Source organism: Saliphagus sp. LR7, assembly GCF_003344565.1.
Lineage (GTDB): Archaea > Halobacteriota > Halobacteria > Halobacteriales > Natrialbaceae > Saliphagus > Saliphagus infecundisoli.
This window is the reverse complement of record NZ_QPND01000011.1, coordinates 16,548-29,534: the sequence shown is the minus strand read 5'-3', so window position 1 is coordinate 29,534 and position 12,987 is coordinate 16,548. Positions and strand designations below refer to the sequence as shown.

18 protein-coding genes are annotated in these 12,987 nt (G+C 67.6%); 7 read left to right on the top strand and 11 right to left on the bottom strand.

Annotated elements, in window-relative coordinates; translation table 11 throughout:
• Nucleotides 1-87: 87 nt before the first annotated feature.
• Together DVH23_RS14880 and DVH23_RS14875 are read right to left on the bottom strand one after the other, a co-directional pair.
• Nucleotides 88-996, bottom strand: coding sequence for a complex I NDUFA9 subunit family protein (locus tag DVH23_RS14880; RefSeq protein ID WP_114578223.1), 909 nt, complete (start codon nt 994-996; stop codon nt 88-90).
• Nucleotides 997-1,054: 58 nt separating this feature from the next.
• Nucleotides 1,055-1,510, bottom strand: a complete 456-nt coding sequence (locus DVH23_RS14875) for a hypothetical protein (RefSeq protein WP_114578222.1) — start codon at nt 1,508-1,510, stop codon at nt 1,055-1,057.
• Between the two features lie 120 nt (nt 1,511-1,630).
• Between DVH23_RS14875 and tmk the strand changes: the two genes are divergently transcribed.
• Nucleotides 1,631-2,215 carry a dTMP kinase gene (gene tmk, locus DVH23_RS14870; RefSeq protein ID WP_114578221.1) on the top strand — a complete coding sequence of 195 codons (585 nt, stop codon included), beginning with the start codon at nt 1,631-1,633 and terminating at the stop codon, nt 2,213-2,215.
• Here tmk and DVH23_RS14865 read toward each other — a convergent pair.
• Together DVH23_RS14865 and DVH23_RS14860 are read right to left on the bottom strand one after the other, a co-directional pair.
• Nucleotides 2,212-2,535 (bottom strand): hypothetical protein, encoded by a 324-nt coding sequence (locus DVH23_RS14865; RefSeq protein ID WP_114578220.1) that lies wholly within the window; start codon nt 2,533-2,535, stop codon nt 2,212-2,214. The two genes, tmk and DVH23_RS14865, sit on opposite strands and share 4 nt — an antisense overlap.
• 118 nt (nt 2,536-2,653) lie before the next feature.
• Complete coding sequence (locus DVH23_RS14860) at nt 2,654-2,884, bottom strand: Lrp/AsnC ligand binding domain-containing protein (RefSeq protein WP_114578219.1); 231 nt, start codon at nt 2,882-2,884, stop codon at nt 2,654-2,656.
• A 104-nt stretch (nt 2,885-2,988) separates the two neighbouring features.
• Between DVH23_RS14860 and DVH23_RS14855 the strand changes: the two genes are divergently transcribed.
• Both DVH23_RS14855 and DVH23_RS14850 read left to right on the top strand, forming a co-directional pair.
• On the top strand, nt 2,989-3,681 hold the full coding sequence (locus DVH23_RS14855; protein WP_114578218.1) for a TrkA family potassium uptake protein: 693 nt from the start codon (nt 2,989-2,991) through the stop codon (nt 3,679-3,681).
• Entirely contained in the window at nt 3,681-3,911 is a 231-nt protein-coding gene (locus DVH23_RS14850; protein WP_114578217.1) for an Lrp/AsnC family transcriptional regulator, read from the top strand. The genes DVH23_RS14855 and DVH23_RS14850 overlap by 1 nt, the downstream gene beginning before the upstream one ends.
• Before the next feature lie 117 nt (nt 3,912-4,028).
• On the opposite strand, the gene DVH23_RS14845 is transcribed toward DVH23_RS14850, so the two are convergent.
• The 3 genes from DVH23_RS14845 to DVH23_RS14835 form a co-directional block, all read right to left on the bottom strand.
• Entirely contained in the window at nt 4,029-4,520 is a 492-nt protein-coding gene (locus tag DVH23_RS14845) for an Hsp20/alpha crystallin family protein (RefSeq protein ID WP_114578216.1), read from the bottom strand.
• 163 nt (nt 4,521-4,683) lie between these two features.
• Entirely contained in the window at nt 4,684-5,490 is an 807-nt protein-coding gene (gene pheA, locus DVH23_RS14840; protein WP_114578215.1) for a prephenate dehydratase, read from the bottom strand.
• A gap of 46 nt (nt 5,491-5,536) precedes the next feature.
• Nucleotides 5,537-6,862: an MFS transporter gene (locus DVH23_RS14835; RefSeq protein WP_114578214.1), complete on the bottom strand. Its 1,326-nt coding sequence runs from the start codon at nt 6,860-6,862 to the stop codon at nt 5,537-5,539.
• Between the two features lie 397 nt (nt 6,863-7,259).
• On the opposite strand from DVH23_RS14835, the gene serA reads away from it, so the two are divergent.
• Both serA and DVH23_RS14825 read left to right on the top strand, forming a co-directional pair.
• Nucleotides 7,260-8,840, top strand: a complete 1,581-nt coding sequence (gene serA, locus DVH23_RS14830; RefSeq protein ID WP_114578213.1) for a phosphoglycerate dehydrogenase — start codon at nt 7,260-7,262, stop codon at nt 8,838-8,840.
• An 80-nt stretch (nt 8,841-8,920) separates the two neighbouring features.
• A complete protein-coding gene (locus DVH23_RS14825) occupies nt 8,921-9,115 on the top strand; it encodes a cold-shock protein (RefSeq protein ID WP_114578212.1) in 195 nt (64 codons plus the stop codon).
• Between the two features lie 156 nt (nt 9,116-9,271).
• Here DVH23_RS14825 and serB read toward each other — a convergent pair whose 3' ends face one another.
• On the bottom strand, nt 9,272-9,946 hold the full coding sequence (gene serB, locus DVH23_RS14820; protein ID WP_114578211.1) for a phosphoserine phosphatase SerB: 675 nt from the start codon (nt 9,944-9,946) through the stop codon (nt 9,272-9,274).
• Nucleotides 9,947-10,055: 109 nt separating this feature from the next.
• On the opposite strand from serB, the gene DVH23_RS14815 reads away from it, so the two are divergent.
• A complete protein-coding gene (locus DVH23_RS14815) occupies nt 10,056-10,334 on the top strand; it encodes a hypothetical protein (RefSeq protein WP_114578210.1) in 279 nt (92 codons plus the stop codon).
• Nucleotides 10,335-10,366: 32 nt separating this feature from the next.
• On the opposite strand, the gene thrC is transcribed toward DVH23_RS14815, so the two are convergent.
• Genes thrC through DVH23_RS14800 form a run of 3 tightly spaced genes read right to left on the bottom strand, consistent with a single transcriptional unit; the run spans nt 10,367 to nt 12,387 of the window.
• Nucleotides 10,367-11,629, bottom strand: coding sequence for a threonine synthase (gene thrC, locus DVH23_RS14810; RefSeq protein WP_114578209.1), 1,263 nt, complete (start codon nt 11,627-11,629; stop codon nt 10,367-10,369).
• Nucleotides 11,630-11,669: 40 nt separating this feature from the next.
• Nucleotides 11,670-12,053, bottom strand: a complete 384-nt coding sequence (locus tag DVH23_RS14805; protein WP_114578208.1) for a helix-turn-helix domain-containing protein — start codon at nt 12,051-12,053, stop codon at nt 11,670-11,672.
• A 43-nt stretch (nt 12,054-12,096) separates the two neighbouring features.
• Nucleotides 12,097-12,387: a hypothetical protein gene (locus DVH23_RS14800; protein ID WP_114578207.1), complete on the bottom strand. Its 291-nt coding sequence runs from the start codon at nt 12,385-12,387 to the stop codon at nt 12,097-12,099.
• Nucleotides 12,388-12,522: 135 nt separating this feature from the next.
• Here DVH23_RS14800 and DVH23_RS14795 point away from each other — a divergent pair, with 135 nt between their 5' ends.
• Nucleotides 12,523-12,987, top strand: a complete 465-nt coding sequence (locus DVH23_RS14795; RefSeq protein ID WP_114578206.1) for a histidine kinase — start codon at nt 12,523-12,525, stop codon at nt 12,985-12,987.

Below are 12,987 nucleotides of genomic sequence, written 5' to 3'. Positions count from 1 at the left end.
CCTTTCATAGGGTCGGCTCCAAGTCAGTGCACCGTCGATCGCACCACGGTACTACGATCGAACGGTAGATCGTTGTAACCGACCCTATCAGGCTCGTGCCCGCTGGCGTCCGGGCTCGAGCCCGAGATACGACCGGAAGGTGGTGAGATCGCCCTCCTCGTAGCCGAAGACGTCGACGTCGTTGTCGTCGACGACGTTGTCGATCTCCAGGGAGCGCGCCTGATCGGGGCCGAGGGGGACCACGGGGATCGGTCCCGCCGCCGTGAGCCCGATCTTGGCCATCGCCATCGGTACCGGAACGATCCGCACGGGTTTTCCTTCGGACCGGTAGACGAGCCTCGTCACCTCGGCGAGCGTCAGGCGGTCGGGGCCGCCGATCTCGTAGGTCTTGCCGGGGTGTTCTTCGCCCTCGAGCGAATCGGCGATCATCGGCACGAGGTCCTCGACCCAGATCGGCTGAAAACGGGTCGAGCCGCCGCCGGGGAGCCCGGTCACGTACGGCGTCGTCACCAGCTTCGTGAAGGGGACGAACTCGGCGCCGTCGCCGAAGACCACCGACGGCCGGAAGATCACCCACTCGAGGTCGGAGTCCTGGACGACCTCCTCTGCCCTCCCTTTCGCCCGGAGGTAGCCCGTGTCGGCGTTTGGATCGACGCCGAGGCCGCTGATCTGGACGAATCGGGAGACGCCGCCCTCCTCCGCGGCCCGGAGCAGGTTCTCGGTCCCGCCGAGGTGGACCTCCTCGTGGGAGGTCCCCGACGGCGTCTTGAACAGCGGCGACAGCGAGACGAGGTTGATCACCGCCTCCTGGCCGGAGACGGCGGGCGCGATCGAGTCGTAGGCGGTGACGTCGCCCATCGCGACCTCGATACCCTCGGGCAGGTCGCCGTCGTCGGGATTTCGCGAGAGTGCGGTCACCTCGTGGCCCCGCTCGTGGAGTTCCCGACAGAGGCTCGAGCCGATGAATCCAGTTCCGCCCGCGACCAGGACCTTCATACCCGGAAATAGGTCGCCACGGATAAATAAGGGAGTGGCTACATGCGTCGGGGTCGGCTCACTGCGGCCGCGCGGGCCGACGGACTCCGCCGCGGAACGCCCGCAGTGAGCGGACGGTGACCCAGGCCAGGGCCACCAGACTCGCCGCCGCGCCGGCCGCGACCACCGGCTGGCCGTTCCCGATCCCGACCGCGACTCCCTCGACGAGGAGGTCCGCGAGGACGACGCCTGCGGCGAGGGAGACGGCCGCCAGGACTGCGTGGCGGGCGATCCGCCGGGGCCACGATCCCCGGTCGAGTTCGTCGAACCCGTGGAGGCGGACGCGGGCGATCTCCATCGCGGTGACGTAGCCCAGGGCCACCGCCAAAAGCGTGACGGCACCGCCCGTGGCAGGCTCGAGTCCGAACAGTTCCCCGATCGTCTCGAGTGCACCCAGGAGCGCGGCGACCGTGAGGGGAACGAACAACACGAGCGAGCCGGCCAGCACGGCGGCGGTGATCGCGTACTTTCGCACGAGTGAAAAGTTCGTTATGAAATTACATAGTCCTTTCGCCGGGTTCCGGACCCGTCTCGAACCGTGGGCGACGGAAGCGGGAACGAAGCCGTCATACCTCGGCGGAGACGACTGCCGGGCATGCTCGTCACGCTCGAGGGGATCGACGGCAGCGGGAAGACGACGGTCTGGGAGGCCTTACACGACACCTATCCCGACGCCACGTTCACCCGCGAGCCGACCGACTCCTGGTACGGCGAGGCGGTCGCCCGCTCGATCGGCGATCCCGAGGCGGACCCGCTGGCCGAACTCTTCCTCTACACCGCCGACCACGCCGATCACCTCTCGCGGGTGATCGAGCCCGCACTCGACGCTGGCCATCTCGTGATCTCGGATCGGTACGTTGATTCCCGGTACGCCTACCAGGGTGCGACCCTCCAGGGCCACCTCGAGCGGCCGATGGAGTACGTCCGGGGCGTACACAGCGCCTTCACGACCGAGCCGGATCTGACGATCTACCTCGATCTCGACCCCGAGACCGCCGCCGCTCGGGCGGGCGCGACGAACAAGTTCGAGCACGCGGCCTACCTCGCCGACGTCCGGGAGAACTACCGCCGGCTGATCGACGCCGAACCCGAGCGGTTCGTCGAGGTCGACGCCTCCCGCTCGCCCGAGGAAGTGCTCGATTCCGTCGAACGCGTCCTCGCGGACGTCCTGCGTGATTAGCCGTCGGCCCGTTCGGGGAGTTCGACTTCGTCGGGATGGGGCATCCAGAAGACGTCGATCGTGTAGCCAAGCGCCAGCGGCGCCACCACCATGAGCATGAGCGCCATCCCCGTCGAGCCGAGATCGGCGCCGATCCCGAGAGTGCCGGAGAGAAACAGCGTCGACGCGACGAGGGCGACGGGAACCAGAAGGACGGTGTAGACGGCCGGCCCCCACGTGCTCTCGAGGCGGATCCGGAAGAAGCGGGTCGCGACGGCTGCAATCACCGTATGGACGGCCATCATGACCAGCAGTCCGATCCCGGCGGCGAACGACACCATACTACCCCTATCGGCCCGACGCTCTTTTCGGTGTCGGTACTGTCTGCTGTCCGGGTTTCCGACGAAAATACGCGACTTGCGAGCTCGTCGGCACGGACGTACGGCAGTCCGTCGGAGGTCAGTCCATCGCGATGTAGGTCTTCGTGTCCGTCACGCCACCGATCCCCTGGATCTTAGAGGAGACGGTCTCGAGGACGTCGTAGACCTCCGCGGCCTCGACCTCCGCGATGACGTCGTAGTTGCCGGCGACGATGTGGGCTCCCTCGACCGCTCCGACCCCACGAATGTCCTCGAGGAGCCCTTCGGACTCCCCGGCCTCGGTCTTGACCATGATGAACGCGTGGACCATCTCTCGGTGTGGTACTTCCCCACATGACTAAAGCCTTTGCCCGATCTCGTGCCGCCAGCGGGGCAACCTTATTGACGGGTGGGATCGTATGTGGGTCCATGACAATGCGGTTCGTCATCGTCGGTGCGGGACGGGTCGGGCTCCGGACGGCCCGGGTTCTCCGGGAGGAAGGCCACGAGGTCACCCTGATCGAGCGGGCCGGCGACCGGGCAGACCGGGCGGCCGAGCAGGGCTTTACGGTCGTCGCCGGCGACGGCGCTCGCGAGGAAGTCCTGGTGGAAGCGGGGATCGAGGACGCCGACGCCGTCGGCGCGCTCACCGGCGATCTGAACGTCAACTTCGCCGCGTGTATGATCGCCGACCACTACGGCTGCCGAACGATCATGCGCATCGACGAGGACTACCGCGAGGAGATCTACCGGAAGTACGCCGACGAGGTAGACGAGGTGATCTACCCCGAACGCCTGGGCGCGATGGGTGCGAAGAACGCCTTACTGGGCGGGACGATCCGGGCGATCGCCGACATCGCCCAGAATCTCCAGGTCGTCGAGCTCACGATCACCGCCGAGGCGCCCGTCCGGGGGTATACGATCAGCGAACTCCAGCTTCCGGCCGACGCAACCCTCCTCGCGTTCGGCAAACGCGACGGCGAACTGGGGATTCCCAGCCCCGACGAGTCCCTAGAGGAGGGCGACCGCCTCGTCGTCCTCGCGGACTTCGCGGTGTTGAGCGACGTCCGCCAGATCCTCGTCGGCGAACCGGAGAGACGGGCCGCCGTCGAGGGGGGTGTCCGCTGATGGTCACCGCCTTCGTCATGGTGAAAGCGAACACGGGCGAGGCCGACCGGCTCCGTGAGTCCATCGAGAGCATCGAGGGCGTCGAGTCGGCCCACATCGTCGCGGGCGACGTGGACATCATCGCGAAAGCCAGCGTCGAGACCCCCGCGGAGATAAAGGGGATCGCGGCGACCGAGATCCAGGGAATTCGAGGCGTCGAGCGGACCCAGACCTACATGGCGATGGATTAGGCGGCGAACGACCGGCGTCATGCCTCCCTCGCCGCGGGCCGGTCGAGTCCCCGGCTTCGTCCTCGCTCGAGGGGCTCATCGGCTCGGGGCAACGGCGACGCTGATAAATCCGGGACCTCAGTCGATGTCGATCCGCCGGGAGTCCCCGCCCGGCGAGAGCTTCGGCAGGGTTACCGTCAGCACGCCATTTGCGTACGACGCCGAGACTCCCTCCTCGTCTACCGGCTCCGGGAGCCGGAGCCGCCGGCTCACGGACTGGCGGGTCCGCTCGCGTCGGATGTAGTGGGTGGGCTCGTCGTCGGCCGTCGTGATCTCCGTGCCCTCGTCTTTCCCGTCGTCGCTCCCGATGCCGACATCGGCCTCGTACTCCCGGCGGTCCTCGCGGTCGGCCTCGATCCGGAGGGTGCCCTCGGCGAGCCGGAGATCGATGTCGTCGATCTCGTAGCCGGGGAGGTCGGCGGTGACGACGTACTCGTCATCGTGGTCGGCGACGTCGACCGCGACCGAGCCGGGCGACGGAAAGCCCGAGCCCCGTGCCATCCCCTCCTCGACCTGTCTGCTGAGGCGGTTCAACAGTTCCTCGACCTCGTCGAACGGGTTCCGTCCCATGGAGGCGAGTACGGGATCGGGGAGGATAAACGCAACCCCTTCCTGCTCTCGAGGCTCCTGCCACCCGGGCCGACCCCGGCTCATAGGGTCGGTTACAACGGTGTCCCGTTCGATCGCAGTCCCGTGTTGCGATCGATGGTGCACTGACTTGGAACCGCCCCTATCACTCGACGACGTGCTCGATGTCGTAGGAGCCGAGCCGCCGGACCCACCCCTCGCGTACGATCGCCTCTACGTCCTCGATCGCGGCCTGCGTACGGGCCTCGTAGAGCCCCGCGGCGACGTCGATGTGGAAGACGTAGTCGCCGAGACGCTCGCCGCTCGGGCGTGACTCGACTCTGGTGAGGTTGACGTCGCGCTCGGCGAAGGGCTCGAGCAGTTCGAGCAGGAGTCCGGGGTAGTTCGCGTCGGGGTAGACGACCAGCGAGGTCTTCCCGCCGCCCGTCGAGCGTGCGGCGGCGGGCGCGAGGACGAAAAACCGGGTCGCGTTCGAGGACTGGTCCTGGATGTCCTCGGCGAGGACCTGGAGATCCCCGCCCGCGTTGTCGGGGTGGCCGATCCCCGCGACCGAGGAATCCTCGCGAGCGCGTTCGACCCCTTGGGCCGTGCTCGCGACGGCCTCGAGGGCGACGTCAGGGTACTCCCGTTCAAGGTAGTTGCGACACTGTGCGAGCGCCTGTGAGTGGCTCGCGACCGTCTCGAAGGTGGGTCCCTGGGCGAGCAACGCGTGTCTGATCGGGGTAACGATCTCGCGGACGACGGCGACGTCGTACTCCGCGAGGGCGTCCAGGCTCTCGGTGACGCTGCCCTCGATGCTGTTCTCGATGGGGATCACCCCGCGGCCGTCGGTGCTTCCGGCGACGTGTTCGACGATCGCCGTCACCGACTGGCGAAAGTCGACGTCGTCGCCGACCGTCCGGGCCGCACGATGGGAGTAGGTCCCTTCGGGACCGAGGGTGACTACGGTCATCGTCGGCGTCTACGGGGGGAGGGAGAAAAGGCCGTCGGGTTCCGTCTCAGTCGCCGGCAGGGGTTCCCTCGCTGGCGTCGGCCGCGGGCGGCTTCTCGACGAGCCAACCGCCGGTCGTCGCCTGTTCGGCGACGTGGGGCTGGAATACCCACGCCGCGAGGACGAGGATGGGGACCATCGTGCCCGCGACGACGGCGTATCCCAGGTGGAGGTTCGGGAGGAAGGCCGCCGAGAACACCAGCGGGTAGATCGAGCCGCCCGAGGAGCCGATCCCGCCGACGACGCCGGCGACCGACCCCGAGCTATCGGGGAACATCGCGGGCACCTGCGCGAAGATCGCGCCCTCGGAGAACGCACAGCCCATCCCGACGAAAAAGCCCGCGACGACCGCGACGTAGATGTTGCCGGTCAGGCCGGCGGCGGTCATCCCGACCATCGCACAGACGACGAAGACCAGCGTCGCGAACGTCCACTGCTCGCGGTAGCGCCCGTCGAACCACGGCAGGAGCTCGATCTCGTCGCGGGCGACGCGGTCGCTGACGTAGCCTCCGATTGGCCGGAGGAGCCCGGCGGCGATCGAGAACGTCGCCGCGAACGTCGCCGCGATCACGAGGTCGCCCTCGCCGAAGGCCTCCCGGTAGTAGGTGCCGAGCCAGCCGTTCATCGCCAGCTCGAGCCCGAAGGTCATCACGTAGGCGACCGAAAGCACGACGGCGCCGTAGCGGGTGGCGATGTAGAGCCACTGCTGGGGCGTCACGCCGGCCTTGGTCGCCTCGCGCTTCTTCGTGCTCTTTGCAGCGTCGCCGAAGAGGAAGTAGACGACGCCCAAAACGATCGCGAGCACGCCGGTGTAGAAGAAGGCGGCCCGCCAGTTGGTCGCAAAGAGGGGACCGGCGTAGCCCTCGCCGAAGATCCGCGGGAGGGTGAAGTAGGCGCCGATCCCCGCGCCGGCGTTGCCGATGCCCGCGAAGATCCCCTCGGCGGTGCCGAGTTCCTCCTCCTCGAACCACTCGGAGACGTGCTGGATGCCGATGACGAAGGTGATCCCCGCCAGCGAGGCGACGATTCGCGAGGCGGTAAAGACCTCGTAGGTCGTCGCGTAGGCGCTGATGATACAGAACACCCCAACGGTTACCATCGTGGCCCCGGCGGTCACCGGCGCGCCGAACTTATCGGTCAGCGGGCCGATGACGATCCGCCCGAGCGGGACGGCAATGACCGCGGCACTCGAGACGATTCCCAACTCTGCGACCGAGAGGCCGAACTCCTCTGCGATGCCGCCGGTAAAGGGCGCGAAGGAAAACCAGATCACGAACCCGAGGTTGAACATCGCCGTCGCCAGCAGGAGGTTCTTCCACTTGCCGGCGATCACGGCCGGTCACCTCCCGGGGTAGACGCCGGTGGCTCGACGGGCACTTCGGACAACGTCGGTTCCGAACACGACGAGAGATCGCCACCATCGTTTCCTGATTGTTCACTATCGTCCACTGATTTCCCGAGTTGCACCCTGTTTGTGCACATCTTCCTGTACGGCCGCACCCTCCCACACAATATAAACGTGATTATGTGGAAACCGGAAACATATATACTGATATTAGGAATATCATCCAAACACCGTTTCGAACCGGCGGGGGTCAGTGGGGGAATTCGGAACGGGTGCGTTCGAGGGTGGATTCCGGGGAGCGGAGAGAGCAGTGATACCGAGGCCCATAGAGCCACTTTCTGCAGGCAACGGAAGCGTTTACCCGCTCGGCACGAGTGACTCGCGCATGAAGGTCCTGGTCACGGACCCCATCGCCGAGGCGGGGCTGGCCGTCCTCCGCGATGCGGGCCACGACGTACAGACGGGGTACGACCTCGAGGGCGAGCGACTCCACGAGGCCGTTTCCGACGCCCACGCGCTGATCGTTCGGTCGGGCACCGAGGTCACCGCCGACCTCCTCGAGTCCGCCGAGGAACTCGTCATCGTCGGACGCGCGGGGATCGGGACGGACAACATCGACCACGATGCCGCAACCGACCGGGGCGTGATCGTCGCAAACGCGCCGGAGGGCAATGTCCGGGCGGCCGCAGAACACACGGTCGCGATGGCCTTTGCCGTCGCCCGGTCGATCCCCCAGGCCCACACCCGACTCAAGACCGGCGAGTGGGCGAAAGGCGACTACATGGGTCGGGAGTTAAAGGGCAAGACCCTGGGCGTCGTCGGCTTCGGCCGGGTCGGCCAGGAGGTCGCCAAGAAACTCGACTCCTTGGGGATGGACGTCGTCGCCTTCGACCCCTACATCTCCGCCGAACGCGCCGAGCGCATCGGCGCCGAACTCGTCGAACTCGAGGACTGCCTCGAGCGCGCGGACTTCCTCTCGATGCACACCCCCCTCACCCCCGAGACGGAGGACCTCATCGGCGAGGCCGAACTCGAGAAGCTCGAAGGAGGGTACGTCATCAACTGTTCGCGCGGCGGCGTCATCGACGAGGACGCCCTCGCGGCGAAAGTAGACGACGGTACCGTCGCTGGCGCGGCCCTCGACGTCTTCACCGAGGAGCCCCTTCCCGAGGACTCTCCCCTGTTGTACGTCGAGGACGTTATCGTCACGCCCCACCTGGGCGCCTCGACGGAGGCCGCCCAGGAGAACGTCGCGACCTCGACGGCCCGCCAGGTCGTCGCCGCCCTCGCGGGCGAACCGGTCGCCAACGCCCTGAACGCCCCCTCGATCGACGAGACCGCCTTCCCGCGGCTCGCACCGTACATCGAGATCGCAGAGACCGCTGGCATGATCGCGACCCAACTGCTCGACGGCCGGATCGAGGCGGTCGAGGTCACCTACGAGGGCGAGATCGCCGACGAGGACCTCGAGTTCGTCACCGCCTCGGCGCTGAAGGGCGTCTTCGACCCCCTCGAGTGGCAGGTCAACGCCGTCAACGCGCCGGGGATCGCCGACGATCGAGGGGTGGACGTCACCGAGTCGAAGACGCGCCAGGCCGAGGACTTCCAGAGCCTGATCTCGGTGACCGTCAGCGACGGCGAACGCGAGGTCGCCGTCGACGGCACTCTCTTCGCCGGCGAGGACCCCCGGATCGTCCGGATCGACGGCTACCGCGTCGACGCGATCCCCCACGGGAAGATGGTCGTCACCCGAAACACCGACGAACCCGGCGTCATCGGCCTCATCGGCACCGTCATGGGAACCCACGGCGTCAACATCGCGGGGATGTTCAACGCCCGCGAGACGATCGGCGGCGAGGCACTTACGGTCTACAACGTCGATGGCGACGTCCCCGACGCCGCACGCGAGGAACTCGAGGGCGACGACCGGATCGTCGAGGTCCGGTACCTCACACTGAACGGCTGACCCGCTCTACTCACCCCGGCGGTCGCGGTACCACGACCCTCGCAAGGGTTATCCGTACACCGGGGCTACGATTGGTTGCAATGGCAAACGGAACGGTTGATTTCTTCAACGACACGGGCGGTTACGGTTTCATCGAGACTGACGACGCGGACGACGACGTGTTCTTCCACATGGAAGACGTTGGCGGTCCGGACCTCGAAGAGGGAACTGAGATCGAGTTCGACATCGAACAGGCCCCCAAAGGCCCTCGCGCGACGAACGTCGTCCGCGAGTAATTTCTCGTTCACTGTCGCGGAAGCGACACTGACCGACGACTTCACTTATTTGAGACGCTCGCGAGTCACTGGCTTTTAGGGCTCCCACCCGACTCACAGCTCCGACCAGCGACGTTCCATCCGGAGTGGCGTACGGGCCACGGAGGCCGCGACACCTCACTCCACGGCTACGAGCACGTCCTCCTCCGCGAGGACCTCCCGTAACTCCGCCATCGAGGAGACGACGACGTCGCAGGCGGGTTCGACGGCGGGCTTGGGCTCGAAGCCGACCGCGAGACCGGCGACCTCGAGCATCGGGAGGTCGTTCGCGCCGTCGCCGACCGCAACCGTCTCCTCCATCCCGACGCCCTCGGTTTCCGCGAGGTTCTCCAGAGCCGTGTCCTTCGTTCCCTCGACGAGCGGTCCCCCGACCTCGCCCGTGAGCTCGCCGTCGGCGGCCGGCAGTCGGTTCGCGATCACGTGATCGACCGTGACGCCCTCGTGCTCGAGAGCGGCTTCGACCCCGCGCTGGAACCCTCCGGTGAGGATCGCGGTCGTGACGCCAGCGGCGTTCAAGGCGGCGATCAGGTCGGCGCTTCCCGGCCGGAGCGCCACCCGGTCGAAGGCGGCCTTGGCGTCCGAAAGGGAGAGCCCCGAGAGCAGGCCCGCGCGCTCGCGGAGGCTCTCGGCGTAGCCGATCTCGTCGTTCATCGCGCGGGCGGTGATCGCGTCCATCTCCTCGGCGACCGGCTGTTCGCTGTCGGGGTTCAGTTCGTCGATCCGTTCGCCGAGCAGGACGGTCATCTCGGAGTCAGAAAGCGTGCCGTCGAAGTCGAACGCGACGAGGGTCATGGCGGCGGTTCGTCCGGCGGGGTTGAAAAGAACCCGTTTCGGACGGAGCGTATACCGATCACGTCAAACGTACAGTAACTTTGATCAACCCTGACGAGAATCCGTGCGTATGAATGGCGAGGGAGAGACCGCGACGGACGGCGGGACGACCGTCGTCGATCGGGACGAACTCGATGCCGTCGTCCGAAACGCGGTCAGAGGCGCGATGCTCGACGTCGCGGGAACCCTCTTCCTGCTGGTGCTCGCGCTCCTGTTTCTCGGGAGCGGGATGCGGGGCGTCTTCGTCTCGTCGTCGGGCGCCGGGATCGCGTTCTCGGGTGCCCTCCTCGCTTTCGGACTCCTCCTGGCCGGGATGGCCTTTGATCTCGTTCCCCCGTTCCGCGATTGATTCCGCGGTCAGCCCGCGGACTCTCTCTCTCTCTACCGATCGCCGACCAGATGGGAAAGCACGCCGTCGGTGTCCGCCGGAACCGGCTCGGGATCCGCTCCCGCGGCGGCTGCGGCGTCGGGATCCTTCAGCAGGTGGCCCGTCGTCAGGCAGGCGACGCGCTCGTCGTCGCCCACGACGCCCTGCCCGCGGAGTTTTCGCAGGCCCGCGAGGCTCGCGGCGGAGGCGGGTTCGACACCGACGCCCTCGCGCGCGAGGTCGCGCTGGGCATCCGTGATCTGCTCGTCGCTGACGGCGACGGCGGTCCCGCCGGTCTCGCGGATTCCGGGGAGGGCTTTCGGCGCGTTCACGGGGTTCCCGATCCGGATCGCCGTCGCGCGGGTCTCGACCGTCTCCCAGCGCTGCACCTCGTCCGCGCCCGCCTCGATCGCTTCGACCATCGGCGCCGCGCCCTCAGCCTGGACGCCAGTGAGCTTGGGAACGTCCTCGCGGTCGATCGCGCCTGCCTGGAGCAGTTCCCGGAACGCCTTGTAGAGCGCCGCGGTGTTTCCCGCGTTGCCCACCGGGAGAACGATCCGGTCCGGGAAGGCGCCATAGTCGGCCTCGAAGGCCTCCATTATCTCGAGCCCGATCGTCTTCTGGCCCTCGAGCCGGAAGGGGTTCAGCGAGTTCAGCAGGTAGGCCTCGCCGCGCTCGGCGAGTTCCTTGACGACGTCGAGGCAGGCGTCGAAGTTGCCGTCCACTTCGAGGATGCGCGCGCCGTGGAGGGCGGCCTGGGCGACCTTCCCCGCGGCGACCTTCCCCGCGGGCAGCAAAACGAGCGTCTCCATCCCCGCCCGCGAGCCGTAGGCCGCGAGCGCGGCGCTCGTGTTCCCCGTCGAGGCACACGCGAGGCGTCCGACGCCGAGTTCCCGTGCCACCGCGACCCCGACGGTCATTCCGCGGTCCTTGAAGCTTCCCGTCGGATTCATCCCCTCGTGTTTGATTCGGAGGGTCTCGACTCCGACCTCCTCCTCGAGTCGCGGGACTTCGTAGAGCGGCGTCGCGCCCTCCTGTGTAGTGACTCCCGACGAAAGCGGGAGGGCCGACTCGTAGCGCCAGACGCCGGTTCCCGAGAAGTCCGCGAAGGTGGGGAGGGAGGCGTATTGGACCTCGAGCAGACCGCCGCAGTCACAGGTGTAGCGCACGTCCGCGAACGGCGGATAGGAGTCGCCACAGGCGATGCACTCGAGCCAGGCGCCGTCGGTCGCCTCGTCGGGCGGTGCCGGCCGTTCGGCCGAGAGGTCGAGAGCCATTGTCCGGCGGGAGGGAGCCAGGAGGGAAAAAGGGGTCGGGTCAGGGACGGTCGCCGTCGAAGCCGTCGATGACGCCGTGGACCGAGTCGGTCCACGTCTCGAGGGCATCGTGGAGCATCGCCTTTGCCTCGGGGAGCGCGATCGCCGTGTACTGGTAGACGTAGCCGCCGCCGTCGAGGAGCCGGCGGTCCCGACGGACGAGCCCGCGTTCGGTGAGCGTCGAAAGCGACCGGTTAACCGTGCTCCGGTCGCGTTCGAGGGCGGCCGAAAGCTCCTCGACGGTGCTCCCCGGCCGGTCCAGCAGGGCGAAGTAGGTCCGGGTCTCGTGGTCCTCGATCCCGAAGACGCAGCTCATCACGGTCCGGAAGTCGGGATCGGAGCGCTCGATCAGTTCGTCTAAGCGGTGGCGTGGCCCCTCGTCCATACCTGCCGTAGCACGCGGGGGGCGAAAAAACGCCCGCAGGGAGTCACCCGCGGCTCTCGTCTCTCCTGTCGTCGCCGGTGTCCGCATTCGGATCCTCGTCCTCGCGTCCGTACCCGTTGTTCCGGATGCACGTGCGCATCTCCGATTCGGTCTCGTGGCGGTGCAGTCGCGTCGGCGTGTCACAGTAGTAGATCGCCCCGTCGTGGCGCAGCGTCACCTCGTGGTCCTCGCCGAGCACGGTCGTCGTCACGACGACGCGGCGCCCGTCGTGGATGGCGTCGATGATCGCGTCGGCCCCGAGCTCGCCGGGCGTTACGTACAGCGGTCCCGCCATCGTTCGATACCCCTCGCCGACGCCCAAAGAACCTTCAGGTCGCCGTCCCAGCCGTCCCGGAGTAGCTGTCGCGGTCGTGTTCGGGACGCGCCAGACCGGGATACCGATACACATACCCACGACCCATGGAGACGTATGGCATCCGAAACCGCCACTCCGACGGACGACCGAACCGCAACCCCCCTCGCGCCCTGGCAGGCCGGCACGATCGCTGGGATAGCCGGCGCCATCGCGATGGGCGCGCTGATGACGATGCAGATGCCGGGCGTCGTCGAGAACGCGATCCCGGCGCTGTACGGGCTCGCAGGCGGCGCCGCCGGCTTCGCGATTCACGTCGCCCACGGCGCCGTCCTGGGGGTCGTCTTCGCCGCCGTCCTGGTCGCGTCGGGCCGCTCGCCCTCGGTTCCGGCCGCCGCGGGGGCGGGGCTCGTCTACGGCGTCGTCGTTTGGGTCCTGCTGGCGGCCCTGGTCATGCCGGTCTGGCTCTCGACGGTCGGCTTTCCCATGGCTCCGCCGGTCCCCAACTTCGATCCGACGAGTCTCGTCGGCCACGCCGTCTACGGGCTCGTCCTCGGAATCGGTTACGCCGTCCTCGAGTAG